Genomic DNA, 23,432 nt, shown 5'->3' on the forward strand with positions numbered 1-23,432 from the left:
CTGATGAAGGCAGATTAAATCTATTCCTTTCTTTTTTTCTTAAGCTTGCGGTAAGTTCCGGCAGTCATGCCGCAGGATTTACGAAAACTCTGGGACAGATAACTCTGGGAAGAGAATCCTACAAGATGTGCAATGTCTGAAATTCCGTAATCGGTATTTTCCAGGAGTTCTTTACACACGTCAATTCGTTTTCGACTCAGATAATTTATGGGAGAGATTCCGTAATATTTTGTGAATTCATGACTTAGATAGTACTTGTTCAGATGACTGAGTGCAGACAGATGATCAAGGTTAATATTCTCACTATAATTAGAATCAAGATAACGTTTGATATAAGCACATTCCTTACTGGGGTGTTGTGCGGTGATCAGTTCAAAAGGAGAATCTGTAATTCGCTGAAGCTGCAGAATCAGAATGTGCAGCAGGTAGTTGCAGATTTTTTCGTATCCTTCGGACTGCTTATCCAGTTCCTGAAACAGGGAGTTAAAGTAAAAAAGCAGATCTGCCTCTTTTTTTCTGCAGTTGAAAATGCGATATTCTTTCTGATCATTAAAAGAGAAGCATACCCCTTCTACTCCTACGGTGAAATAGCTGAGAGGCGGTGTCCCTTTGGAAATCTCCGTGTGGTTGATGTGAGGATTGACAATGATCAGATCATCTTTGGAAATAGGATAGATCTTGTCCTCAAGCAGAAATTCACCTCGTCCATCTCGTACATAAAACAATTCAGTAAATGCATGAGAATGGGGAATGCTTGGCCAGTCACCTTCGTAGCGGGAAGAAGATGCATTCAGAAGTGTGACATCCTGTGAATCGGTATCCTCAGGGCTGAAACGAAGAGAGTGTGAGCTCATAAAAGGTTCCTCCTTTCATCAAAAATCTTATGCTGATTTCCCAGTTTATTGTGCTCGTTGACAATTTAGTAATTTTGTTCGAAATAAAAATACAAATAAAAATATAATGATAATAACATATTTCGTGTTCAGATGAAAAAATTGAGGTAAATGCACAAAAAATATAAAAAGATAAAAATATAATAGGCTATTATGGCTAAAAATAGATTGCTTATAAAAATAATAATAACGTTTTTGGATATAATATCATAATCTTGTTCGAAGAGCAAGATTTCTAAAAAACAAAGCAAAAAGTGAATTGAAAAAGGAAGGTAAAGAACGTATTCTATAAACAGTGAAAAGAAACAGAAAGTTCTACTTAATTTTCCAGGAGGAGATAAAATGAAAAAAGGTCGTGTAACAATACCAACTAATTTAGATGTAGTACCGCAGACACTGGAAATGCTCGATGAGTGGGGAGCGGACGCGATCCGCGACTGTGATGGAACAGAGTTTCCACAGGAATTAAAAGAAACTGGTGCCAAGATATATGCAACTTATTATACAACCCGTAAGGATAATGCCTGGGCAAAGGCAAATCCGGAGGAAATCCAGCAGATGTATATCATGACATCTTTCCATACAGCTACATCGGATAAACTGGAGATCCATCTGATGGATCATCTGTATCCGGATATGCTGGCAGTAAATACGAGAGACGATATTTACAGATGGTGGGAAGTTATGGATCGAACCACCGGAGAAGCAGTGCCGACAACTCAGTGGAGCTATGTCGAAGAAACAGGTAATGTAGTACTCAGAGCTGCAAAGCCATTTCATGAATATACGGTAAGTTTCCTGGCATATATTATGTGGGATCCGGTACATATGTACAATGCAGTAGTAAATGAATGGAAGGATGTGGAACCACAGATCACATTTGATGTGCGTCAGCCGAAAACAAGAGCATATTCTATGGAGCGTCTGCGCAGATTTCTGGACACACATGAGTATGTAGATGTCGTACGATTTACTACTTTTTTCCATCAGTTTACCCTTATATTTGATGAACTGGCAAGAGAAAAATATGTAGACTGGTTTGGATATTCTGCATCTGTAAGCCCATATATCCTGGAGCAGTTTGAGAAAGAAGTGGGTTATCCTTTCAGACCGGAATATATCATTGATCAGGGATATATGAACAACACATACAGAATTCCATCAGCAGAATTCAAAGATTTCCAGGCATTCCAGAGACGGGAAGTAGCGAAGCTTGCCAAAGAAATGGTAGACATTGTTCACGAGTACGGAAAAGAAGCAATGATGTTCATGGGAGATCATTGGATCGGTATGGAACCTTTCATGGATGAATTTGCATCTATCGGACTGGATGCAGTAGTAGGAAGTGTTGGAAACGGTGCAACCTTACGTCTGTTCAGCGATATTAAGAATGTGAAATATACAGAAGGAAGATTTCTTCCGTATTTCTTCCCGGATACTTTCCATGAAGGGGGAGATCCTGTAAAAGAGGCAAAAGTAAACTGGGTAACCGCAAGAAGAGCAATTCTGAGAAGCCCGATCCAGAGAATCGGCTACGGTGGATATCTGAAGCTCGCACTGGAATTTCCGGATTTTGTACAGTATATCAAGGAAGTTTGTGATGAATTCCGTACCTTATATGACAACATTCAGGGAACAACTCCTTATTGCGTGAAGAGAGTAGCGGTTTTGAACTGCTGGGGAAAAATGCGCTCTTGGGGAAATCATATGGTGCATCATGCGATCTATTATAAGCAGAATTATTCTTATTTCGGAATTATAGAAGCATTGAGCGGGGCACCGTTTGAAGTATCCTTTATCAACTTTGATGATATCCGTGAGAACAGAGATCTGCTGAAGAATTTTGATGTTATCATCAATGTCGGAGATGCAGATACCGCACAGTCAGGTGGTGAAAACTGGATCGATGAAACGGTCATCACTGCGGTCAGAGAATTTGTATATAATGGCGGAGGTTTTATTGGAGTAGGTGAACCGGCAGCTCATCAGTGGCAGGGTAAATTCTTCCAGTTGGATGATATCCTTGGTGTGGAAGAAGAGCGAGGATTTAATCTTAATACGGATAAATATAACTGGGAAGAACACAGAGAGCATTTTATCCTGCAGGATACTGACGGAGATGTTGACTTCGGCGAAGGCAAGAAGAACATCTATGCATTGCCGGAAACAGACATTCTGATCCAGAAAGATCAGGAAGTGCAGATGGCTGTGAAGAGTTTTGGAAAAGGAAGAGGCGTATATATCAGCGGCCTTCCATACAGTTTCAAAAACAGCCGTGTACTCTATCGTGCGGTTCTCTGGTCTGCGTCTGCTGAGAAAGAACTTCATTGCTGGTACTCCACGAACTATAATGTGGAAGTACATGCTTATGTGAAGAATGGTAAGTACTGTGTGGTTAATAATACTTATGAGCCACAGGATACGACTGTTTACAGAGGCGACGGAAGTAGTTTTGAACTTCATCTGGAAGCAAATGAAATTAAGTGGTATCAGATCTAAAAGAAAAATCAAATATATAATAAGAAAAAGATGGTTATCATTAGCCATCTTTTTTCTTTGGGTAAAAAAATGAAAATATACAAAGTTTATGTGTTTTCTGGTACAATTAAAATAAAAATGATGGAGAAAGAGATGGGGGAAATAATGCAGGCTTACACATATGTTTCAGAAGGAAAATTTGAATTAAGAGAAAAACCAAAACCAGTGCTTATGCATGAAAGAGATGCAATCGTAAAAGTAACACTTGCCAGTATCTGCTCAAGTGATCTGCACATCAAACATGGGAGTGTTCCTCGTGCGGTTCCGGGTATAACAGTTGGACATGAGATGGTAGGAATCGTGGAGTCAGTTGGCAGTGCTGTAACTAAAGTAAAACCGGGAGATCGAGTGACGGTAAATGTAGAAACTTTTTGTGGAGAATGTTTTTTCTGTAAAAAAGGCTATGTAAATAACTGCACAGATAAGAATGGTGGCTGGGCGCTGGGCTGTCGTATTGATGGGGGACAGGCGGAATATGTGCGAGTGCCTTTTGCAGATCAGGGGCTGAATAAGATCCCGGAAGAGGTTACGGACAGACAGGCGTTGCTGGTAGGGGATGTTCTCGCTACCGGCTACTGGGCTGCACGTATTTCTGAGATCACAGAGGAAGATACGGTACTGGTTATCGGTGCAGGTCCTACAGGTATCTGTACCTTGCTTTGTGCTATGCTGAAGAATCCGAAGCGTATTATTGTATGTGAAAAGGATGAAAACCGTATCTGTTTTATTAGGGAACATTATCCGGAGATTCTTACAGTTTCTCCGGAAAAATGCGAGGAGTTTGTTCGGGATAACAGTGATCATGGAGGAGCAGATGTGGTTCTTGAAGTTGCGGGTGCAGAATCCACATTTCGTCTGGCCTGGGAATGTGCAAGACCAAATGCGGTCGTAACAGTGGTTGCACTTTATGATAAAGCACAGACCTTACCTCTTCCGGAAATGTATGGCAAGAATCTTACATTCAAAACAGGCGGCGTGGATGGCTGCGACTGCGAAGAAACATTAAAGCTGATCGCAGAAGGCAGAATCAATACAGAACCACTGATCACACATACCTATCCACTCAGCAGAATTGAAGAGGGATATGATCTTTTTGAAAATAAGAGAGATGGTGTGATCAAAGTGGCAGTGGAATGCTGATAAAGAAGCATGTAAAGGAGAAAAAATCTGAAATGAATGAAATTATAGAGAGTTTATATCGCAGAAAGTCAGTGAGGGTATATGAAGACAGAGTAATTCCGGAAGAAATGAAGGATATGATACTGGAAGCTGCAATGCAGGCTCCGACAGCAGGATGTCAGCAGTTATATACAATTCTGGATATTACAGATCAGGAGTTAAAAGAAGCACTGGCAGAAAGCTGTGATCATCAGCCGTTTATCGCAAACGCACAGATGGTTCTGGTATTTTGTGCGGATTGTAAGAAATGGTACGATACTTATCGGGAAGCCGGCTGTGAACCGAGAAAGCCAGGTGTGGGTGATCTGATGCTTGCAGTGACGGATACTGCCATTGCAGCACAGAATGCTGTGGTGGCGGCAGAAAGTCTTGGGATTGGTTCTTGTTATATCGGTGATATTATGGAAAATTACGAAGAACAGAGGAGACTTTTGCAGCTTCCCGGATATGTATTTCCGGCAGTCATGCTGGTATTTGGCTGGCCGACTGAGCAGCAGGTACGGCGGCAGAAGCCGGAACGATGCGAGCGGAAACATATCGTGCACGAAAACGGATACCGCAGTATGGATGGAGATGAACTGAGGGAAATGTTTGCGTATAAGCATAAAAATCATACCTATGAGGAATGGTGCAGTGCATTCTGCAAACGCAAGTATAATTCCGACTTTTCAAAAGAAATGAGCAGATCGGCAGCAGAATATCTGGATCAGTTTGAAAAATAAAAAGCGTTCCGAATTCTTTGCGTATAGAAAAAAATGAATAACTCCAGGCAATAAGCAAGTTATGAAAGAAAAATAGTAATAATTACTAATATTATATTGACATCTATTTCAAATAGATATATAATCTTATCAGACAATAACTTATAACAAAAGCAAACTTAGCGTCAGCTATAGAAGACAGAAATTACAAATATTCTATGTATAAATTTTGCAAAGATAGTAAAGGAGGAACTTATAATGAAATATGTATGCGATGTTTGTGGTTGGGAATATGATGAAGAAGAAGGATATCCGGAAGGTGGTATTGCACCAGGAACAAAATGGGAAGATGTTCCGGATGATTTCGAATGTCCATTATGCTCTGTTGGAAAGGATCAGTTCTCAAAAGTTGAAGACTGAAAATTCAGCATATTTATAAGGTCAAGGATGCCTCATTGGAAAACCAGTGGGGCATTTTATTTTTGGTAAAATAGATAGAGGACACTTGATTAATTTTGGAGGATTTGATACATTGACTCTATCAATACAAACAGATTCTGTACTTTGAAGGGATGAGGGGGGATATAAAATAATGGTCACAGATTTTACAAAAGAGCATCCTGACCGAACATTATGGAAATTCTGGCTTCCAATGATGTTCAGCGTGATGTTTCAGCAGATATACAATATTGCGGACAGTATGATCGCAGGAAAATTCGCCGGGGAAGATGCGCTGGCGGCAGTAGGAGCCTCCTATCCGATCACAGTTATTTTTATGGCCTTTGCCGTGGGAATGAACCTTGGTGCATCGGTAATAGTATCCAGATTATTTGGTGCAGGTGATCGAAAAGGTGTGAAGCGTGCGGTAACGACGGCATTTGCTTCGTCACTGGGACTTGCAGCAGTACTTACTGTCTGGGGATATTTTTTCTGTAGAAATATGATGGAATGGATACATACCCCGCAGAATATTATGGCAGATGGAGTTCTGTATCTGAAAATCTATGTGTTCGGACTGATTTTCCTGATGCTTTATAATGTATGTACTGGTGTGTTTACAGCATTGGGAGATTCCAAAACACCATTGTATTTTCTGTTGGGATCATCTGCCGGTAATATTGTCCTGGATCTGATATTTGTGGCTCAGTTTCACTGGGGTGTCAGTGGTGTTGCCTGGGCTACTTTTATTGCACAGGGAATTTCAGCGGTGCTTGCACTGCTTACATTGTTTTCCAGACTTAAGGCTTTTGCGGGAGAAGAAAAACAGCCTTTTTTTGACAGTAAATATTTTAAACAGATATTTGCGATCGCAGTACCAAGTATTATGCAGCAGAGTGTCCTGAGTGTCGGAAATCTTTTTATTCAGGATATTGTAAATCGCTATGGATCGGCAGTTGTTGCAGGATATTCAGGTGCTATTAAGCTGAACACTTTTGCCATAAATATTTTTATGACGCTGGGATCCTGTCTTTCAAGTTATACCGCCCAGAATATTGGTGCTGGTAAAGCAGAAAGGATACCGTTGGGATTTCGGACTGGTTTGAAACTTTCAGCGGTGGCAGCTGTACCGTTTGTTGTTCTGTATGTTGGTTTCAGCAGACTGATGATGGGGCTGTTTCTAAATGCAGAAAGTGAAGAGGCGATCAGAGCTGGAATGGAATTTCTTCAGATTGTTGCACCCTGGTATCTTATGATCGTGGTAAAACTGATGACAGATGGAATTATCAGAGGTGCCGGCGCAATGATGTATTTTGTAGCTGCGACAGTACCTGATCTGATCTTCAGAATTCTGTTTGCACTACTGTTCAGCAGAAAATTTGGAAGTACCGGAATCTGGATGGCATGGCCATTTGGCTGGATTGCCGCTACAGTGCTGACATTGGTTTTCTATAGAACTATAAATGAGCAAATTTGAAAAAATGCACAAAACTATCCTGCTAATTTCATAAACGCTTCAAAATTAATACTGGATTTTGCACATTGAAACAGATATTGATACTTTTCCTGCTGAATGGTACTGCGAATCAGTTGATATCCTTCCTGGAAAGACTGATATCGTCCAGTGCCTATAACACAGATATAATGTGCCATTGACATCAGCAGCCAGTATCTTTGGATCCCTTCTCTGTTACCGATAATTCAGCAGCAAGTTCGCTGAGCTTCTTTTTCATTCCTGACGGGTACAGCAGGCGGTTTGTTTTTAAAGCTCCAATGGTATGGAACCCCTTCTGTACAAATGTGTTAATTAATTTTTCAGAAACATACCAGCAGTCACAAAGGAAATACGACATGACTGGAGGTTCTGGCAGTTCCTTTGCAATGCTCTGCACAATACCATTTCTGGCAAGGCTTGGAGCTGTGGCAGTTAATACTGGACTCAATTACGTATTAATATTTGGAAAGGCCGGATTTGCATCTATGGGAATAAAAGGTGCGGCGACGGCAACTCTCGTTTCACAGTTGTTAAATATGTTTCTTATCCTTATTGGCTTTATTATTTGTATAAAGAATGATGAAAATAAGCCAGTGATGTCATTGCATTTCAGAAAGATTACCATTTGGGAATATTTTATAATGATTATGCCGATTTTAATCAGTGAGTTTCTGTGGAGTCTGGGGCAGAATGTAGAGTCTGCAGTATATGGTCATTTAGGGACAACAAGCCTTGCTGCCTATACTATTACGTGTCCGATACAGAGTCTTATTATCGGGGCATTGAGCGGTTTGTCTGCGGCATCTGGAGTTATGATAGGAAAGCGCCTGGGAAAGAAACAGTATGATGATGCTTATACGGAATCCAGAAAAATCATGTATGCAGGGTTATTCGGCTCATTTTTGGTATTATTGTTACTTATATTGTTTGCAGGAACGTATGCAGGATTTTATCGTGTGGATCAAAGTGTTAAAGAAACTGGAAAAATGCTGCTTATCGTTTTTGCTCTGTATGCTCCAGTTAAAGTTGAAAATATGATTCTTGGTGGAGGCATTATAAGAAGTGGTGGTAATACAAAAATTATTATGATCATAGATATTATTGGAACCTGGTGTATTGGGATTCCGTTGTGTATTATTGCTGCGTATGTTTTTCAGTGGGGAATTGTAGGCGTATATGCATTGTTTACCACTGAAGAAATTTTTAGGTTGATCATATCACTCATTATTTTCAGAAAACGCAAATGGATGCGCAGCTTATCATAACTGACGTGAGATATCAAACTGGTGCTCTTTCTTTATTTCGATAGTCAGTGGGAGTCATCTTATATGCTTTCTTGAACGTTCGGCAAAAATGATCCACGTTGTTAAATCCGGTGTTATTAGAGATTGTGGCTATTTTTTCTTCTGTATTTATCAGAAGAAGTGCTGCTTGTTTAAGGCGATAGTTGATAAGATACTTAACCGGTGTCAGTTTAAGATTATTCTGAAAAAGATGAAGGGCAGTACTCTTGCTGATATTTGCAGTTCTGGCAATATCCTCAAGTGTTATATTTTCCGAATAATGTGCATGAACGTATTGCATCATCAGCTGAAGCCGTGTTCTGGAAATTACAGCGCCCATGTTTTCAAATTGATCAAAAGTCAGATTTTCTAAAAGTAATATCCAGAGTTGCTGAACTGACATAGATACAATAATCTCACGGTTAAATTCTGTTTCCTGTACTGCAATTATTGTTTTTATGATTTCAAGAACTTTTTTCTGCCAGGGAATATCTGGTTGAAAAACGAGATATTCAAGAGAAGATGAAATTACAGGATTGATATATTTTTTATAAATGAGACTGTCCTGTGGTGCAATAAATGAAGGCTGAAACAGAAAATTGGGAATGATGGCATCGCTTGAGGACTGTAATCGATGGAGAATTTTGGAATTGATCATTATGCCGTTACCCTCATTAAGTTCAAAGTGAACCGTACCAATATCAAAAACCACATTTCCGCTTTCGATATATATAAATTCCAGCTCACTGTGCCAGTGCCAGTCGATGCACTTAAAATCAAACAGAGCTATATTTTCATAATAGTAGCGAAAAGGATACTCGGCGCTTCCATGATGGACGGTTTCCATTAAGTTGGCATCCGTTGTTATTTTGGTGAATTGATTTTGAAAACTCATGGCTATTAATACCTCATATAATTGAACAATGCGATATATTACAATAAAATATGAAAAAATTACAATGAAATTAGTATCTACATATTATATAATACAAACAAATATTATTCAAGGAGCATCTTACATGAAGAATTATAAAAAAACCAAATTGGCCTGTTATCTTGGATTTATAACACAGGCGATCGCTGCTAATTTCGCACCGCTTTTATATTTGAAGTTTCATGCGGAATACAATATTACACTTGGAAATATTGCACTTATTTCCACCTGTTTTTTCTTTACCCAGCTTATAGTTGATTTATTTTGTGCCAAATTTGTTGATAAAATAGGGTACAGAATCTGCATTGTAGCTTCGGAAGCCTGCTCGGCCCTGGGGCTTATAGGACTGGCTTTTCTTCCGGGAATTCTCCCGAATCCTTTTGCGGGAATTATAATAAGTGTAATTATATATGCAATAGGCAGCGGGCTTATTGAAGTGCTTTGCAGCCCGATCATTGAGGCATGTCCATTTGACAATAAAGAAGCAACTATGAGCTTGCTTCATTCTTTTTATTGCTGGGGAGCAGTAGGAACAATTCTTGTTTCAACAATTTTCTTTGCAGTATTTGGAATCGACAGCTGGAAATGGCTGGCAGTTCTGTTAGCCCTGATTCCGACAGTAAATATCTATAATTTTGCAACCTGTCCTATTGAATATCTTGTAGATGAGAACGAGGGAATGAGCATATCAGCACTTTTTAAAATACCATTATTCTGGATTGCTATTATTTTGATGGTATGTTCAGGTGCTTCTGAATTATCTATGGCACAATGGGCCTCTGCATATGCTGAGGCAGCGCTTGGCTTAAGTAAAACAATGGGAGATCTTCTGGGACCATGTTTATTTGCTGTCTCCATGGGAATCAGCAGAATACTATATGGAAAATACGGAGAAAAAGTAGATCTGTCAAAGTTCATGCTTGGTTCAGGTGCGTTATGCGTAGTATGTTATGTTCTTGCATCACTCTTTTCAAATCCTGTAGTCGGACTTACAGGATGTATCCTGTGTGGCTTTTCTGTTGGAATCATGTGGCCGGGTACATTAAGTATCTCATCTAAGAAGTTTCCGGCAGGTGGTACTGCAATGTTTGCACTTCTTGCCATGGCTGGAGATCTGGGAGGAAGCATCGGTCCTGGTATTGTTGGACGAGTAACCCAGATGGCGGGAGATAATATAAGGAGCGGCATGTTGGTCGGCCTGATCTTTCCCGTGGTAATGGTAATCGGACTCTTATTTTTTGATAAGATAAAGTCCAGATAACTTTTCAAAATTGGTCTACAGAAAAGAGATGAAAATACGAATGGAAACAAAACAAATTATTCTTGAAACAAGGACGGATGAGGATGTTATAGAAATAACACTGGCAATGATTGATCTACAAGTGCCTGTATTACATGAACCACGATATACTGATTTGGGTTATGAAAGTTGTTTTTTGTGTGGGAAAGACTTGCAAATGCGTATAATTCATAGAAAAATAATTATATAAGAACTCTTTTGAAGAATGTCTGATTTACAAGGCTTAGGAACTTCTTGACAGTGATATTGATTTGATATATGATTGTACCAAATAAAGGGGAGTAACCTACGCTTTTAAAATCTGCGTTTGAGGTATCGTCAGTACGGTGGAAACATCCGGTGCCGCAAGAAAATGGTGAGACTTTTATTGCATTTTTGTTATGCAATAAAGGTTTCTTTTTTTATACATTTTTATCGAAAAGATCTTTCATTGCATAAAAATCCAATAGACATTTATGAAAAGAGGAGGCATAAGTGATGAAAGAAATTTATCAACAGACAGTAGAAGAAGTATTTGAGCGAGTGAAAGGCAATATATCAGGCCTTACGAGTGAACAGGTGAAATCTTCCAGAGAAAAATGCGGATGGAATGAACTTGCAGAAGGAAAGAAGAAAAATATCCTGCAGATTTTTTGGGAACAGTACAGACGGTAAAAGCGGAACAATCCCTACAGAGTTTAAAGAAGCTTTCTGGTCCGGAGGCAAAGGTACTGCGTGATGGATCTGCTGTTCAGATTCCAGCCAGGGAACTGGTCATTGGAGCTGTGATACTGCTCGAAGCTGGAGATATGATCCCGGCGGATGGAAGATTGATTGAAAATGCAAGCCTCAAGGTTGATGAGAGTGCACTCACTATTTCTTGCCGGACAGTGTCTCGAAGCCATAATTCTGGGCTCCATGTTTGTTGTTACATTGAGTATATTAAAAATGCCATATGCACTTTTGATTGGAATTTTGGTTGCATTTACGGCATTGATTCCTATCTTTGGAGCTTTTATTGGATGTGCAGTGGGTAGTTTTTTGATCTTCATGGTAAGTCCAGAACAAGCAGTTTTATTTATTATTATATTTTTACTCTTACAGCAGATTGAAAGTAATCTGATCTACCCGCATGTTGTTGGCGGATCTGTTGGCCTTCCGTCGATTTGGGTGCTGGCGGCAGTGACAATCGGTGGAAATCTTATGGGAATAGTAGGTATGCTCATTTTTATTCCTACTGTATCGGTGTTTTATACTATTTTTCGCGAATATGTCTATTTGCGTCTGAAAAAACAGAATATAAAACGAGTAACGCGGACAGAAGTGGAAGAATATGATAAGAGGATGTAATTGAGTGATGAAACTGGCAGAATTAAGACGTAGGGAAACTTACGTCTTTTTTTAATGTGACATACATCACGGAAAATGATAAACTTTTTAATTATAATACAAAAGGAAAGCAAGACAGAAGCAGTTTATTATCAATGACTGTAAAAGTTATGCCAGCGAGGTTGATAAAATGGGATATATAACGATCAGAGAACTGGAGAATATGGATTTTTTTAAAGAAATACCAAAGGATATTCTGCAGAATCTGCTTAATGAAAGTAAGGTTGTTTCATATAAGAAAAAGGAAGTGATTTTTCATTCACGCAGCAGAACGAAAACAGTATATTTCGTGTATTCTGGGGAAGTGATGCTTTACAATCTGACCAAGCACGGAAATAGAAAGGTGATTTTTATCCTGGGAAAAGGACAGCTTTTAAATCAGAGTATTGTAAGCAAAAAGCCAAATGCACTTTTTTGTGAGGCTACCTGTCCAGTGAAGGTAATAGAAATTGCAGAAGAACAATTCCTTCAGCTTATGGAGCAGAGCCATGCTTTAACAAGAGCTGTTCTGAGAGAATATGAAAGAAATCTCTGGCGAATGGGTCACCAGTTAAAAAATACGACCGGAAACATGCAGATGGAGCGAAAAATAGCTGCAAAATTATGGAAGCTAGGTCGTGATTTTGGTGTGGATACGGAAGATGGGGTGATGATAGATATTGATCTTACTATTACCCTGATGGCGGACTTAGTTGGTGCACCAAGGGAAAATGTTTCCCGTGCCTGTAAAGTTCTTACGGACAGAGGTTTGATTCGTTATGGTAATAAGAGGTTTACACTGACAGATTCTGATGGTCTTGCAGACTTTTATAAAATGTGATTATGAGAAAGGGGTATCTGATGGGAAAACGACTCAACAGTGATGAGATGCAGAAGATTTTTGAAATTCTGCAGAAATCGTACGATATCTTTGGACCGAAAATTTACCGGGGAGCAGGCTGCTTTTCAGATACAGATATAGTTCGTTATGGTTTGCTGAACAGTTGGGAAGAACTTGTCTGGAATCAGAAGTCAGATTACAGTTTTAAGGAAGTGCTGCTTCCGGTTTCGGAGACAATTCTTTATTTTACGGAAAACGAGACAAAAACCGCAGATGAAGCGGCAAGACAGCGATTGGTTTTTGTGAAAAGCTGTGATTTTCATGCTCTGAAACGTCTGGATGAGATATACATGAAAAACGGTGCAGAAGATTATTATTACAGAAGAATGCGGGAAAATACAGTTTTTGCTGTGATGGGTTGTAAAGAATCTGGAAAAAATTGTTTCTGTGTAAGTATGGGGACAAATCGTTGTGAAGAATATGATATGTATATTTTCCAGGATGAAAAGGGCTGTTATATGGAACTGAGATACAGAGAACTGGAAGAATTATTATGGGATTATGGACAGAATGCACAGGAGAAACTGACTTTTGTGGAAAAGAATGAGATACATGTAGAGATTCCGGAGAAACTCCCAGATGCAATTCATCAGGATCCTATGTGGCAGGAATATGGCAGCCGCTGTATTGGCTGTGGCCGCTGCAATTTTGTCTGTCCGACATGTACCTGTTTTACTATGCAGGATATTTTTTATAAAGATAATCCAAAGGCAGGAGAGCGGCGCCGTGTATGGGCTTCCTGTCAGGTGAATGGATATTCTGACATTGCAGGAGGACACAGCTTCCGTCAGAGTCAGGGTGAAAGAATGCGCTTTAAGGTATTACATAAAATTTCGGATTATAAGAAAAGATTTGGATACCACATGTGTGTTGGATGCGGACGTTGTGAAAATGTGTGTCCGGAATATATTTCCTATGTTGCATGCCTTCAGAAACTGAATGAAAAGGAGGGGAAATAAGATGACAAATGAATATATTCCTTTCTTATCTAAGATAAAAGAAATTGTGAAGCATACAGAGACAGAATATACATTTCGTATGACATATGTGGGTGAAGTAAAACCAGGACAGTTCTTTGAAGTTTCTATTCCTAAATATGGTGAGGCACCGATTTCTGTCAGTGGCATAGGAGAAGATTATGTTGATCTGACAATACGTAAGGTTGGTAAGGTAACCGGAGAAATTTTTGAACTGAATGAGGAAAGCAGCTTTTTTATGCGTGGTCCTTATGGAAAGGGTTTTGAAAAAGAAAATTATCAGGGAAAAGAGCTGATCGTAGTAGCAGGTGGAACAGGAGTATCTCCTGTGAGAGGCGTGATCAGTTACTTCGGTGAGCATCCGGATGAAGTAAAAAAATTACATACAATACTTGGGTTTAAATCTCCGGCAGATATTTTATTCCGTGATGATTTGAAGAACTGGGAACAGCAGATGGATCTGATTCTGACGGTGGACTCATCCGATGTCCCTTTCTATAGAACGGGGCTTGTTACAAAATATATTCCAGAACTTGAACTTGATAATATTCATGAAACTGCAGCTATTGTTGTCGGACCGCCGATTATGATGAAATTTGCAGTAGCAGAGCTTTTAAAGATGGGAATGCAGGAAGAACAAATCTGGATCTCGCAGGAACGAAAAATGTGCTGTGGATTTGGTAAATGTGGGCATTGTCGAATGAATGACACATATATTTGTCTGGATGGTCCGGTATTCTGTTATTCAGAAGGTAAAAAATTGTTTGATTAGGGAGGAAATTATAATGGATATCAATACAAAGAAACTGAAGAAAAATGCCTTCCGTGTATCAAAAGTCCGTGGGCTTACGGCTTCCAGAGTGCGTGTTCCGGGAGGCTGCTGTAATGCGGATGTCATGCAGCAGGTAGTAGATATTGCCAGAAAATATGGAAATGGCCAGATTCATCTTACCACCCGTCAGGGATTTGAAATTGAAGGAATCCATATGGAAGATATGGATAAAGTTAATGAGATGCTTCAACCGATCATTGATAATCTTCAGATCAATCAAAATGAAGCAGGTACCGGGTATCCGGCATCAGGAACCAGAAATGTCTGTGCATGTATCGGAAACAGAGTCTGTCCTTTTGGAAATTATAATACAGCAGTCTTTGCAAAGAGAATTGAAAAAGCTATATTTCCTAATGATCTTCATTTTAAAATTGCACTTACAGGTTGTGCTAATGACTGTATCAAGGCGAGAATGCATGATTTTGGAATTATTGGTATGACAGAGCCACAATATGACCCTAACCGTTGCGTTTCCTGTGGTGCATGTGTAAAAGGCTGTGATAAGCTTTCGGTGGATGCATTAAAGATGGAAAACTACCGGATCGTGCGCAATGAGGAAAAATGTGTGGGATGTGGAGTCTGCGTGACAAAATGTCCGACCAGAGCATGGACCAGAAGTGCAAAAAAATACTATCGTCTGACACTTATGGGACGAACAGGAAAGAAAAATCCACGTCTGGGAGAAGATTTTCTGATCTGGGCAGATGAAGACACCATCATCAAAGTTATCCTGAATACCTATAAATTTGTGAAAGAATATATTGATCCAAATGCGCCTGGCGGTAAGGAACATGTGGGGTATATTATTGACCGTGTGGGTTTTGCGGAATATAAAAAATGGGCGTTGGATGGTGTAGAGATTCCACCTGAAACAGTCGTGAAAGACAATATTTACTGGAGCGGTATACATTACAGATAATTCAGGTTTGCTGCATGGATATGCTTTGAATCAATATTCCATTGTATGGGATTCGCACAAAAGAAAAGAGGAAGATCAGAAATATGAGACAGGAAAATAGAGAAATAAAAGAGTTTAATGAAATCATAGAAGTTATGAAAAACTGTGATGTGTGCAGACTGGCACTTAACGATGATGACTATCCATATATTTTACCATTGAATTTTGGAATGGAAATAGTTGATGGAAAAGTTAATCTGTATTTTCACAGTGCTCTTGAAGGTTATAAAGCAGACCTTATTAAAAAAGATAACAGAGCGTCATTTGAAATGGATTGCAAACATCAGCTTCAGTATTTTGAGGAAAAAGGTTACTGTACAATGGCATATGAAAGTGTGATTGGCAGAGGACGCATTAAAATTCTTGATGAAGAAGAAAAAATGGATGCACTAAAGAAACTTATGGATCATTATCATATGGGAAAAGATGCTTATTTTAATCCGGAAGCAATTTCCAGAACACTTGTATACGTTTTGGAGGTAGAAAAAATGACAGGAAAAAGAAAGAAACCGAAGTAATAGAATCACTCAATAAAGCCGATGCGGGATTTGGAAATCCGGTATCGGCTTTGTTGATTTTATAAAGGTTTTGAAAAATTTATTTGCTGTGGTTCATCAGCATTTTGATGTCTTCTTCCGGTGTGGTGATCGGTGCAATACCATAATTTTCCACCAGAAAGTTCAGAATATTAGGAGACAAAAACGCCGGAAGTGAAGGACCAAGACGGATATTTTTAATGCCAAGATGCAGGAGCGTTAACAGGATGCAGACTGCTTTCTGTTCGTACCAGGAGAGAACGAAGGAAAGCGGAAGCTCATTTACGGAACATCCAAATGCATTCGCAAGTGCCACGGCAACCTGGATCGCACCATAAGCATCATTACACTGTCCCATATCCATCAGTCGTGGCAGACCACTGATTTCTCCCAGATCGAGGTCGTTGAAACGGAATTTACCACATGCCAGGGTGAGAACGATACTGTCAGAAGGTGTCTGTTTCACAAATTCGGTGTAATAGTTTCGTCCCGGTTTAGCACCATCACAGCCGGCAACCAGGAAGAAATGGCGGATCGCACCTGATTTTACAGCTTCTACTACAGTATTTGCATGGGACAGGATAGCAGCATGACCAAAACCGGTTGTCACTTTTGTTCCGCCATTGATGCCTGTGAGTATCTGATCTTCTTTGTAACCACCCAGTTCCAGTGCTTTTTCAATAACCGGCGTAAAATCTTTTTTTTCATCAATATGAACGGCACCTGGGAAAGCAACTACTTCTGTTGTAAATACTCTGTCAGCATAACTGCTTCTTGGGGGCATCAGACAGTTGGTGGTGTAGAGAATCGGAGCCGGAAGATGATCAAATTCTTTCTGCTGATTCTGCCATGCGGTTCCGAAATTTCCTTTTAAGTGAGAGAATTTCTTTAAAAGTGGATAGGCATGGGCAGGAAGCATTTCACCATGAGTATAGATGTTGATGCCTTTCCCCTCTGTCTGTTCAAGCAAAAGCTGCAGGTCTTTCAGATCATGACCGGTCACGACAATAAAAGGTCCTTTTTCTATCGTAAGTGTAACATCAGTTGGTTCTGGCGTTCCATAGGTTTCTGTATTTGCCTTATCAAGAAGTGCCATACACTTCAGGTTGATTTCTCCTACTTTCAGTACTGTAGGGAGCAGAGTCTCCGCACTTTCTTCATATCCAATCTTAAATAATGCCTCGCAGAAGAAACGATTGATTTCAGCATCTTCATAATTCAGAACACTTGCGTGATAGGCATAGGCTGCCATTCCGCGAATCCCGAAAAGAATAAGAGACTTCAAAGAACGGATATCTTCATCGGCATTCCACAGCTGCTGCATATCGTATTCGTCTGTTTTACCGCACGGTGACTGACATTTGCCGCAGTCAGGAACCAGTCTTTCTCTTTCTGCTCTGACTTTTTGTATCATATTTTTGATTGACGCATCATCAAAACTTACATTTGTAACTGTAGTAAACAGCCCTTCGATCATTACCTGCCAGGTACTTTTGGAAATAGTTTCTGCGCCATCGACAGCTCTTGCAAGACTGATCAACGCACCTGTCAGTTCATCCTGTAATTTAGCTGTATCTGCCTTTTTTCCACAGACACCGGCATTTCCTGTACAGCCGGTACATCCGACTGTCTGTTCACACTGAAAGCAAAACATTTTTTTATCCATTATTGTATTCTCCTTTTTTATTCTATATTTTTCCCATCAATACTTATCGTTATAACCTGCCATGGGATAAATTTTTCACTATTTTGAAGTGCTTTTTTTGCTGCCATCTCCAGACCACCACAGCATGGAACTTCCATTCTTACAATTGTCACACTTTGAATGTTGTTGTTTTGAATAATCTTGGTCAGTTTCTCACTATAATCCACCTGATCTAATTTTGGACAACCAATTAAAGTTACCTTATTTCGAATAAAATCCTGATGAAAGCTTGCATATGCGTAAGCAGTACAATCAGCTGCGATTAAAAGCTTTGCACCATTAAAATATGGTGCACTGACTGGAGCCAGCTTAATCTGTACCGGCCAGTTCTGAAGTGTTTTTTTCTGTGCTTCTTTCACGGCTTCTTCATCATATTCAGGTGCTTCTCTTTCTTCAAAAGAAATGGCACCTGTGGGACATTCCGGGAGACAATCGCCTAGTCCGTCACAGAAATGTTCTCTTACCAGTTCGGCTTTTCCGTTAATGATATCAATAGCACCTTCGTGGCAGGCATCTGCGCAGGCACCGCAGCCGTTACATTTTTCTTTATCAATCCGGATAATCTTTCTTATCATTTTTACCTCCGTCAATAGTATTTACCTTTTGTTTCTGTTGGAATTATAGTATGATAACTACAACTTGTATGTTTGATTTCCAACAGGAGGAATGATTTTGAAAAAATATTTACCCATTCTAAGAAAAAGTCCATTTTTTAAAGGTCTTACGGATAACGAGATATTATCTATACTCCACTGTGTAGAAGCAACAACAATTTCAAAAGAACGAGATTCTTATATTTTCAGAGCAGGAGATTCTACTGAAGTAATGGGACTTGTGGTGTCAGGCTGTGTTCTTGTTATTCAGGAAGATATCTGGGGACATCGGAATATTCTGTCGAAATGTCATGCCGGAGATTTTTTTGGAGAACCATATGCGGCAAGCCCAGGGGCTGTTCTGAATATCAGTGTGGTAGCAGATGAAGATTGTGAAATTGTTTTTCTAAATGTCCAGAGGTTGCTGGTTACTTGTTCAACTGCATGCGAGCATCATCAGAAGTTGATTCGTAACCTGGTCAGTGTCCTTGCAAATAAGATACTGATTCTGAACGATAAGATTACACATGTTGGCAAGCGAACGACAAGGGATAAACTATTGTCATATCTGTCAGCAGAATCCATCAGACATTCATCGTTATCTTTTGACATTCCTTTTGACCGGCAGCAGCTGGCGGATTATCTCTGCATAGACCGTGCGGCAATGTCTACGGAGATATCAAAGTTACAAAAAGAAGGCTTTATAAAAACAAATCGAAATCATTTTGAACTGAATGTATATAATGGCACAGACTTAAAGAATCTCCATTTTACAAGATGACAAAGGAACAGTTCCGGGAGTCGCAAATACCTGATAAATATATTGCCAAAAGTAAGCAATGACTTGATTTATTAGTTGTATCTGCATATAATTTGTTCCGTAATGTAACTTAATGCTTATGTTTCGAAGGTACAAAATAAATTCTGATGAAGGGAAGAATAGATGAAAATACGAATAGTATCTTGCTTGTTTTGTCACGAATGCTTCGGACAAAAAGCAGAAAACAGTGGAGGTTATTGATAATGTCAAAAGATGAGTATTTAATCACAGATGCGCCTCTTAAAGCGCTGACGGTTTTTGCAATGCCAATGATTCTCGGCAGCTTTTTTCAGCAAATATACAATATGGCTGACTCCATCATTGTCGGTCAATTTGTTGGTTCCTCTGCACTGGCAGCTGTCGGTGCCTGTGCAGCGTTGACCAATGTTTTTATTTGTGTGGCACTGGGAGCCGGTGTCGGAGCCGGTGTGCTCGTGAGCCGCTATTTCGGTGCCAGGGAGTACGGAAAAATGAAAACCATCGTGTCAACGTCTTTGCTTAGTTTTCTAATTTTAAGCATAGCCCTTGGTGTTTTTGGCTTTTGCTTTTCTCACTCGATGATGAGTGTTTTACAAACACCCGTTGATATACTGGATGACGCAGTGCTGTATTTGCGGGTCTATTTTGTGGGCTTTCCGTTTCTGTTTATGTATAATATTCTTTCTACCATGTTCACTTCCATTGGTGAATCAAAAATTCCACTAGGACTCCTGATATTCTCGTCAATCTTAAATATTATTATGGATCTTTGGATGGTTGCTGGCCTTGGTCTCGGTGTGTTTGGTGCAGCTCTTGCGACTCTCATAGCACAGGGGATTTCGGCAGTGTTTTCACTTTTGATTTTCCTTAGTCGGATGCGGCAATATAAAAGTCATTTTGACTGGTTTGACAGGCGGGAGTTACATGCCATGCTTCAAATTGCTGTACCTTCGATTCTTCAGCAGTCTACAGTGTCCATCGGTATGATGATCGTACAGGCAGTTGTAAATCCTTTTGGCACACAGGCACTCGCGGGGTATGCGGCGACGATGCGGGTAGAGAATGTTTTTTCATTGATTTTTGTATCCATTGGTAATGCAGTTTCGCCATATGTTTCCCAGAACCTTGGTGCAAAGAAAATTGAACGTATCAAAAAGGGGTATCACGCTGCGCTGGTGTTAGATATATGTTTTGCAGTTCTTGCTTTTATAGTCATAGAAACACTGCATACTCAAATTTCCTCGCTGTTCCTTGGTAAAGACGGAACCGTCCTGGCTTATCAGGTATCCGAGGATTATATGAGATGGCTCGGTTACTTCTTTATCTTTATGGGAATCAAAATGGCAACCGATGGAGTCCTTAGGGGTCTAGGAATCATGCGCCCGTTCCTCATTGCAAACATGGTGAACCTTGCGATTCGTCTGTCTGTTGCTTTGATTTTTGCACCGCGTTTTGGCATTGTATTTGTCTGGATTGCTGTACCAGCCGGTTGGTTTGCAAACTTTTTAATATCCTATGTGGCTCTCAGGAGATCATGGTCGACTGATAAAGTGGCGTCATCTCGATAACTTAGAGCAATTCACAAGGAGAAATTTATAATGAGTATATGATGTTATAATTTTATTGTTGAGCTGATAGAAAGGGTATCGATATGAGAAAAGCAATCGTATATGCATCTGTGCATCATGGAAATACAGAAAAATTAGTAAAAAGCATAGCAGAAGAGTGTCAGGTCGATTTGATTGATGCAGTAAAACAGTCAGATACAGATCTGAGCAGGTATGATATGATCGGGTTTGCATCAGGAATCTATTTTTCAAAGTTTCATCAGTCGATATTGAAATTTGCTGAAAAGAATTTACCAGATGACAAAAAGGTATTCCTGATCTGTACTTATGGTGGAAGTGCGAATTATAAATCCATAGAGCAGGTTTTGGATAAAAAACATGTCAGCGTAGTGGGAAAATTTGGATGCAAAGGATACGATACATTTGGCCCGTTCAAACTGGTCGGAGGTATTGCGAAGGGACATCCAGATGATAAAGATATTCAAAATGCAGTGGAATTTGTAAAAGACTTATAAACACGTAAAGAAGAGGCGCAGGAAAATGGAGGTTATCAACAGTTAAATATAAATTATAAAATCATATAAGTACATGTTGAGATTTATAAGAAATTAGAATAGAATAATATTGAAAGGAGTTGATACTTTGAGTAAATATTATTCTATACATGAATTTTCAAAAATTATAGGCGTATCTGCCCAGACATTACGAAATTGGGATGCCAATGGAAAACTCCATCCGCATCATACTACAGTAAGTGGCTATAGATATTATTCTGATGAGCAACTTAACCAGGTAATAAATGTAAAGCCTAAAAACCGCATTATAATTGGATATTGTCGCGTTTCCAGCTATAAACAGAAAGATGATCTGGAAGGACAGATTGATAATGTTAAAACATATCTTCTGGCAAAAGGACAGCCATTTGAGATAATAAGTGATATCGGTTCCGGGATTGATTATAAGAAAAAAGGGCTTCAGGAATTGCTCAGACGAATATCTCAAAATCAGGTTGAAAAGGTTGTTGTTTTATATAAAGACCGGCTATTGCGATTTGGTTTTGATTTGATAGAATATATCGCTTCACTTTATAATTGTGAGATTGAGATTATTGATCATACTGAAAAATCTGAACAGCAGGAACTTGTCGAAGATCTGGTTCAAATAATCACAGTATTCAGTTGCAAATTAAAAGGAAAACGAGCGAATAAAGCTAAGAAACTTATCCGGGAACTGATACAGGAGGAAACAGATGGTAAAAGCCATAAAAGTAATGCTGCTACCAAACAATGTACAGAAAACTAAGATGTTTCAGTACGCAGGTGCTTCAAGATTCGCTTATAACTGGGCTTTGGCCAGGGAAAAAGAGAACTATGAAAAAGGCGGCAGATTCATTTCAGATTCAGAACTCAGAAAAGAATTTACAAAGCTTAGACATTCTGATGAATATGCATGGTTATTGAATATTTCAAATAATGTAACTAAACAGGCGATCAAAGATGCCTGTACTGCTTATAAGAATTTTTTCAAAGGTTTGCAGAAATTCCCAAGATTCAAGTCAAAAAAGAGATCAATGCCGAAGTTCTATCAGGACAACGTGAAGATACGATTCAGTAGTACCCACATTAAATTTGAAGGCTTTTCCTCCAGCAGGAAAGCAAATAAACAAAAAATAAACTGGGTAAGACTTGCAGAACATGGACGTATTCCGACAGATGCTAAATATATGAATCCGAGGATATCCTTTGACGGATTGAACTGGTGGATCAGTGTATGTGTGGAATTTCCTGACTGCAGGGAAACACTTCATGATGACGGAGTCGGCATAGACTTAGGAATCAAAGATTTTGCTGTCTGCTCTGATGGCGTTAAGTATAAGAACATCAATAAGAGTCAGAAAGTAAGGAAATTAGAAAAACAGAAACGCAGATTACAGCGTAGTATATCTCGTTCTTACGAGAAAAATAAGAAAGGAGAAAGTTACTGTAAAACAAATAATGTAATCAAAAAGGAAAGACTTTTATTAAAGCTAAATCACAGATTAACAAATATTCGTAAAAACTATTTGAATCAGACCATATCTGAGATCGTAAATCGAAAACCAAGATTTATATGTATTGAAGATCTGAATGTTAGCGGAATGATGAAAAACAGACATTTATCCAAAGCAGTTCAGGAACAGAAATTTTTTAGGTTTAGAAAACAGCTTGAATATAAGTGCAGCGATAAAGGAATCCAGCTTATTGTGGCTGATTGGTTTTATCCATCATCAAAACTTTGCAGCTGTTGTGGAAACATCAAAAGAAATTTGAAGTTATCTGACAGAATTTATAGATGTGAGTGTGGGAATATAATGGATAGAGATTTCCAGGCAGCTATAAATCTCAAGGCTTATGGAGAAAGATTTGCAGGCTGACACTGAAACGTCAATGCAAATATGTACGGATACGTTAGTCCG

The 23,432-nt window shown here is 39.3% G+C and carries 22 protein-coding genes and 2 pseudogenes; 20 read left to right on the plus strand and 4 right to left on the minus strand.

From position 1 onward, the window contains the following. Positions 1-20 precede the first annotated feature (20 nt). The gene (locus tag GT674_RS02460) at positions 21-854 is read right to left on the minus strand and encodes an AraC family transcriptional regulator (RefSeq protein ID WP_161284231.1); all 834 of its coding nucleotides are present in this window, start codon (positions 852-854) and stop codon (positions 21-23) included. A 381-nt stretch (positions 855-1,235) separates the two neighbouring features. On the opposite strand from GT674_RS02460, the gene gnpA reads away from it, so the two are divergent. The 6 genes from gnpA to GT674_RS02490 all read left to right on the plus strand — a co-directional run bounded on the left by gnpA (position 1,236) and on the right by GT674_RS02490 (position 8,509). Next, a complete protein-coding gene (gene gnpA, locus GT674_RS02465) occupies positions 1,236-3,392 on the plus strand; it encodes a 1,3-beta-galactosyl-N-acetylhexosamine phosphorylase (protein WP_161284232.1) in 2,157 nt (718 codons plus the stop codon). A 144-nt stretch (positions 3,393-3,536) separates the two neighbouring features. Further along, complete coding sequence (locus GT674_RS02470; protein ID WP_161284289.1) at positions 3,537-4,571, plus strand: alcohol dehydrogenase; 1,035 nt, start codon at positions 3,537-3,539, stop codon at positions 4,569-4,571. Positions 4,572-4,603: 32 nt separating this feature from the next. After that, the gene (locus GT674_RS02475) at positions 4,604-5,332 is read left to right on the plus strand and encodes a nitroreductase family protein (protein WP_161284234.1); all 729 of its coding nucleotides are present in this window, start codon (positions 4,604-4,606) and stop codon (positions 5,330-5,332) included. Between the two features lie 237 nt (positions 5,333-5,569). After that, the gene (locus GT674_RS02480; protein ID WP_161284236.1) at positions 5,570-5,731 is read left to right on the plus strand and encodes a rubredoxin; all 162 of its coding nucleotides are present in this window, start codon (positions 5,570-5,572) and stop codon (positions 5,729-5,731) included. 172 nt (positions 5,732-5,903) lie between these two features. Next, positions 5,904-7,226, plus strand: a complete 1,323-nt coding sequence (locus tag GT674_RS02485) for an MATE family efflux transporter (RefSeq protein ID WP_161284237.1) — start codon at positions 5,904-5,906, stop codon at positions 7,224-7,226. Between the two features lie 374 nt (positions 7,227-7,600). After that, positions 7,601-8,509, plus strand: coding sequence for an MATE family efflux transporter (locus GT674_RS02490; RefSeq protein ID WP_243149031.1), 909 nt, complete (start codon positions 7,601-7,603; stop codon positions 8,507-8,509). Between the two features lie 13 nt (positions 8,510-8,522). On the opposite strand, the gene GT674_RS02495 is transcribed toward GT674_RS02490, so the two are convergent. After that, the gene (locus tag GT674_RS02495) at positions 8,523-9,422 is read right to left on the minus strand and encodes a helix-turn-helix transcriptional regulator (RefSeq protein WP_161284239.1); all 900 of its coding nucleotides are present in this window, start codon (positions 9,420-9,422) and stop codon (positions 8,523-8,525) included. Between the two features lie 124 nt (positions 9,423-9,546). On the opposite strand from GT674_RS02495, the gene GT674_RS02500 reads away from it, so the two are divergent. The 9 genes and pseudogenes from GT674_RS02500 (at position 9,547) to GT674_RS02540 (ending at position 16,294) form a co-directional block, all read left to right on the plus strand. Next, complete coding sequence (locus GT674_RS02500) at positions 9,547-10,722, plus strand: MFS transporter (RefSeq protein ID WP_161284241.1); 1,176 nt, start codon at positions 9,547-9,549, stop codon at positions 10,720-10,722. Positions 10,723-10,762: 40 nt separating this feature from the next. Continuing rightward, entirely contained in the window at positions 10,763-10,951 is a 189-nt protein-coding gene (locus GT674_RS02505) for a hypothetical protein (RefSeq protein ID WP_044925941.1), read from the plus strand. A gap of 287 nt (positions 10,952-11,238) precedes the next feature. Further along, positions 11,239-11,615, plus strand: a pseudogene (locus GT674_RS17875) (P-type ATPase); the annotation flags it as partial. After that, positions 11,602-12,090, plus strand: a pseudogene (locus GT674_RS02515) (AI-2E family transporter); the annotation flags it as partial. The pseudogenes GT674_RS17875 and GT674_RS02515, both read left to right, overlap by 14 nt. Positions 12,091-12,259: 169 nt before the next feature. Continuing rightward, the gene (locus GT674_RS02520) at positions 12,260-12,949 is read left to right on the plus strand and encodes a Crp/Fnr family transcriptional regulator (protein WP_161284243.1); all 690 of its coding nucleotides are present in this window, start codon (positions 12,260-12,262) and stop codon (positions 12,947-12,949) included. 20 nt (positions 12,950-12,969) lie between these two features. Next, positions 12,970-13,968, plus strand: a complete 999-nt coding sequence (gene asrA / locus GT674_RS02525; RefSeq protein WP_161284245.1) for an anaerobic sulfite reductase subunit AsrA — start codon at positions 12,970-12,972, stop codon at positions 13,966-13,968. A gap of 1 nt (position 13,969) precedes the next feature. After that, a complete protein-coding gene (gene asrB / locus GT674_RS02530; protein WP_161284246.1) occupies positions 13,970-14,758 on the plus strand; it encodes an anaerobic sulfite reductase subunit AsrB in 789 nt (262 codons plus the stop codon). A 13-nt stretch (positions 14,759-14,771) separates the two neighbouring features. Then, positions 14,772-15,737 (plus strand): sulfite reductase subunit C, encoded by a 966-nt coding sequence (asrC, locus tag GT674_RS02535; RefSeq protein ID WP_161284248.1) that lies wholly within the window; start codon positions 14,772-14,774, stop codon positions 15,735-15,737. Positions 15,738-15,820: 83 nt separating this feature from the next. After that, on the plus strand, positions 15,821-16,294 hold the full coding sequence (locus GT674_RS02540) for a pyridoxamine 5'-phosphate oxidase family protein (RefSeq protein WP_161284250.1): 474 nt from the start codon (positions 15,821-15,823) through the stop codon (positions 16,292-16,294). A 79-nt stretch (positions 16,295-16,373) separates the two neighbouring features. Here GT674_RS02540 and hcp read toward each other — a convergent pair whose 3' ends face one another. Continuing rightward, the gene (gene hcp / locus GT674_RS02545; protein WP_161284252.1) at positions 16,374-17,978 is read right to left on the minus strand and encodes a hydroxylamine reductase; all 1,605 of its coding nucleotides are present in this window, start codon (positions 17,976-17,978) and stop codon (positions 16,374-16,376) included. Between the two features lie 17 nt (positions 17,979-17,995). Beyond that, the gene (locus GT674_RS02550; RefSeq protein WP_161284254.1) at positions 17,996-18,592 is read right to left on the minus strand and encodes an ATP-binding protein; all 597 of its coding nucleotides are present in this window, start codon (positions 18,590-18,592) and stop codon (positions 17,996-17,998) included. Between the two features lie 97 nt (positions 18,593-18,689). Here GT674_RS02550 and GT674_RS02555 point away from each other — a divergent pair, with 97 nt between their 5' ends. The 5 genes from GT674_RS02555 (at position 18,690) to GT674_RS02575 (ending at position 23,390) form a co-directional block, all read left to right on the plus strand. After that, positions 18,690-19,391 (plus strand): Crp/Fnr family transcriptional regulator, encoded by a 702-nt coding sequence (locus GT674_RS02555; protein WP_161284256.1) that lies wholly within the window; start codon positions 18,690-18,692, stop codon positions 19,389-19,391. A 242-nt stretch (positions 19,392-19,633) separates the two neighbouring features. Continuing rightward, positions 19,634-20,977, plus strand: coding sequence for an MATE family efflux transporter (locus tag GT674_RS02560; protein ID WP_161284258.1), 1,344 nt, complete (start codon positions 19,634-19,636; stop codon positions 20,975-20,977). Positions 20,978-21,060: 83 nt separating this feature from the next. Then, positions 21,061-21,492, plus strand: coding sequence for a flavodoxin family protein (locus GT674_RS02565; protein WP_161284260.1), 432 nt, complete (start codon positions 21,061-21,063; stop codon positions 21,490-21,492). A 127-nt stretch (positions 21,493-21,619) separates the two neighbouring features. Then, entirely contained in the window at positions 21,620-22,279 is a 660-nt protein-coding gene (locus GT674_RS02570; protein WP_161284261.1) for an IS607 family transposase, read from the plus strand. Then, positions 22,227-23,390 (plus strand): RNA-guided endonuclease InsQ/TnpB family protein, encoded by a 1,164-nt coding sequence (locus GT674_RS02575; protein ID WP_161284263.1) that lies wholly within the window; start codon positions 22,227-22,229, stop codon positions 23,388-23,390. Before GT674_RS02570 ends, GT674_RS02575 begins: the two co-directional genes overlap by 53 nt. Positions 23,391-23,432 lie beyond the last annotated feature (42 nt).

Source organism: Blautia sp. BIOML-A1 (genome assembly GCF_009883055.1).
GTDB lineage: Bacteria > Bacillota > Clostridia > Lachnospirales > Lachnospiraceae > Blautia_A.

Bases quoted from the DNA above. Each gene is read 5' to 3' on its own strand.
- GT674_RS02460 (WP_161284231.1), bottom strand. From the start codon at position 854: ATGAGCTCACACTCTCTTCGTTTCAGCCCTGAGGATACCGATTCACAG.
- gnpA (WP_161284232.1), top strand. From the start codon at position 1,236: ATGAAAAAAGGTCGTGTAACAATACCAACTAATTTAGATGTAGTACCG.
- GT674_RS02470 (WP_161284289.1), top strand. From the start codon at position 3,537: ATGCAGGCTTACACATATGTTTCAGAAGGAAAATTTGAATTAAGAGAA.
- GT674_RS02475 (WP_161284234.1), top strand. From the start codon at position 4,604: ATGAATGAAATTATAGAGAGTTTATATCGCAGAAAGTCAGTGAGGGTA.
- GT674_RS02480 (WP_161284236.1), top strand. From the start codon at position 5,570: ATGAAATATGTATGCGATGTTTGTGGTTGGGAATATGATGAAGAAGAA.
- GT674_RS02485 (WP_161284237.1), top strand. From the start codon at position 5,904: ATGGTCACAGATTTTACAAAAGAGCATCCTGACCGAACATTATGGAAA.
- GT674_RS02490 (WP_243149031.1), top strand. From the start codon at position 7,601: ATGACTGGAGGTTCTGGCAGTTCCTTTGCAATGCTCTGCACAATACCA.
- GT674_RS02495 (WP_161284239.1), bottom strand. From the start codon at position 9,422: ATGAGTTTTCAAAATCAATTCACCAAAATAACAACGGATGCCAACTTA.
- GT674_RS02500 (WP_161284241.1), top strand. From the start codon at position 9,547: ATGAAGAATTATAAAAAAACCAAATTGGCCTGTTATCTTGGATTTATA.
- GT674_RS02505 (WP_044925941.1), top strand. From the start codon at position 10,763: ATGGAAACAAAACAAATTATTCTTGAAACAAGGACGGATGAGGATGTT.
- GT674_RS02520 (WP_161284243.1), top strand. From the start codon at position 12,260: ATGGGATATATAACGATCAGAGAACTGGAGAATATGGATTTTTTTAAA.
- asrA (WP_161284245.1), top strand. From the start codon at position 12,970: ATGGGAAAACGACTCAACAGTGATGAGATGCAGAAGATTTTTGAAATT.
- asrB (WP_161284246.1), top strand. From the start codon at position 13,970: ATGACAAATGAATATATTCCTTTCTTATCTAAGATAAAAGAAATTGTG.
- asrC (WP_161284248.1), top strand. From the start codon at position 14,772: ATGGATATCAATACAAAGAAACTGAAGAAAAATGCCTTCCGTGTATCA.
- GT674_RS02540 (WP_161284250.1), top strand. From the start codon at position 15,821: ATGAGACAGGAAAATAGAGAAATAAAAGAGTTTAATGAAATCATAGAA.
- hcp (WP_161284252.1), bottom strand. From the start codon at position 17,978: ATGGATAAAAAAATGTTTTGCTTTCAGTGTGAACAGACAGTCGGATGT.
- GT674_RS02550 (WP_161284254.1), bottom strand. From the start codon at position 18,592: ATGATAAGAAAGATTATCCGGATTGATAAAGAAAAATGTAACGGCTGC.
- GT674_RS02560 (WP_161284258.1), top strand. From the start codon at position 19,634: ATGTCAAAAGATGAGTATTTAATCACAGATGCGCCTCTTAAAGCGCTG.
- GT674_RS02565 (WP_161284260.1), top strand. From the start codon at position 21,061: ATGAGAAAAGCAATCGTATATGCATCTGTGCATCATGGAAATACAGAA.
- GT674_RS02575 (WP_161284263.1), top strand. From the start codon at position 22,227: ATGGTAAAAGCCATAAAAGTAATGCTGCTACCAAACAATGTACAGAAA.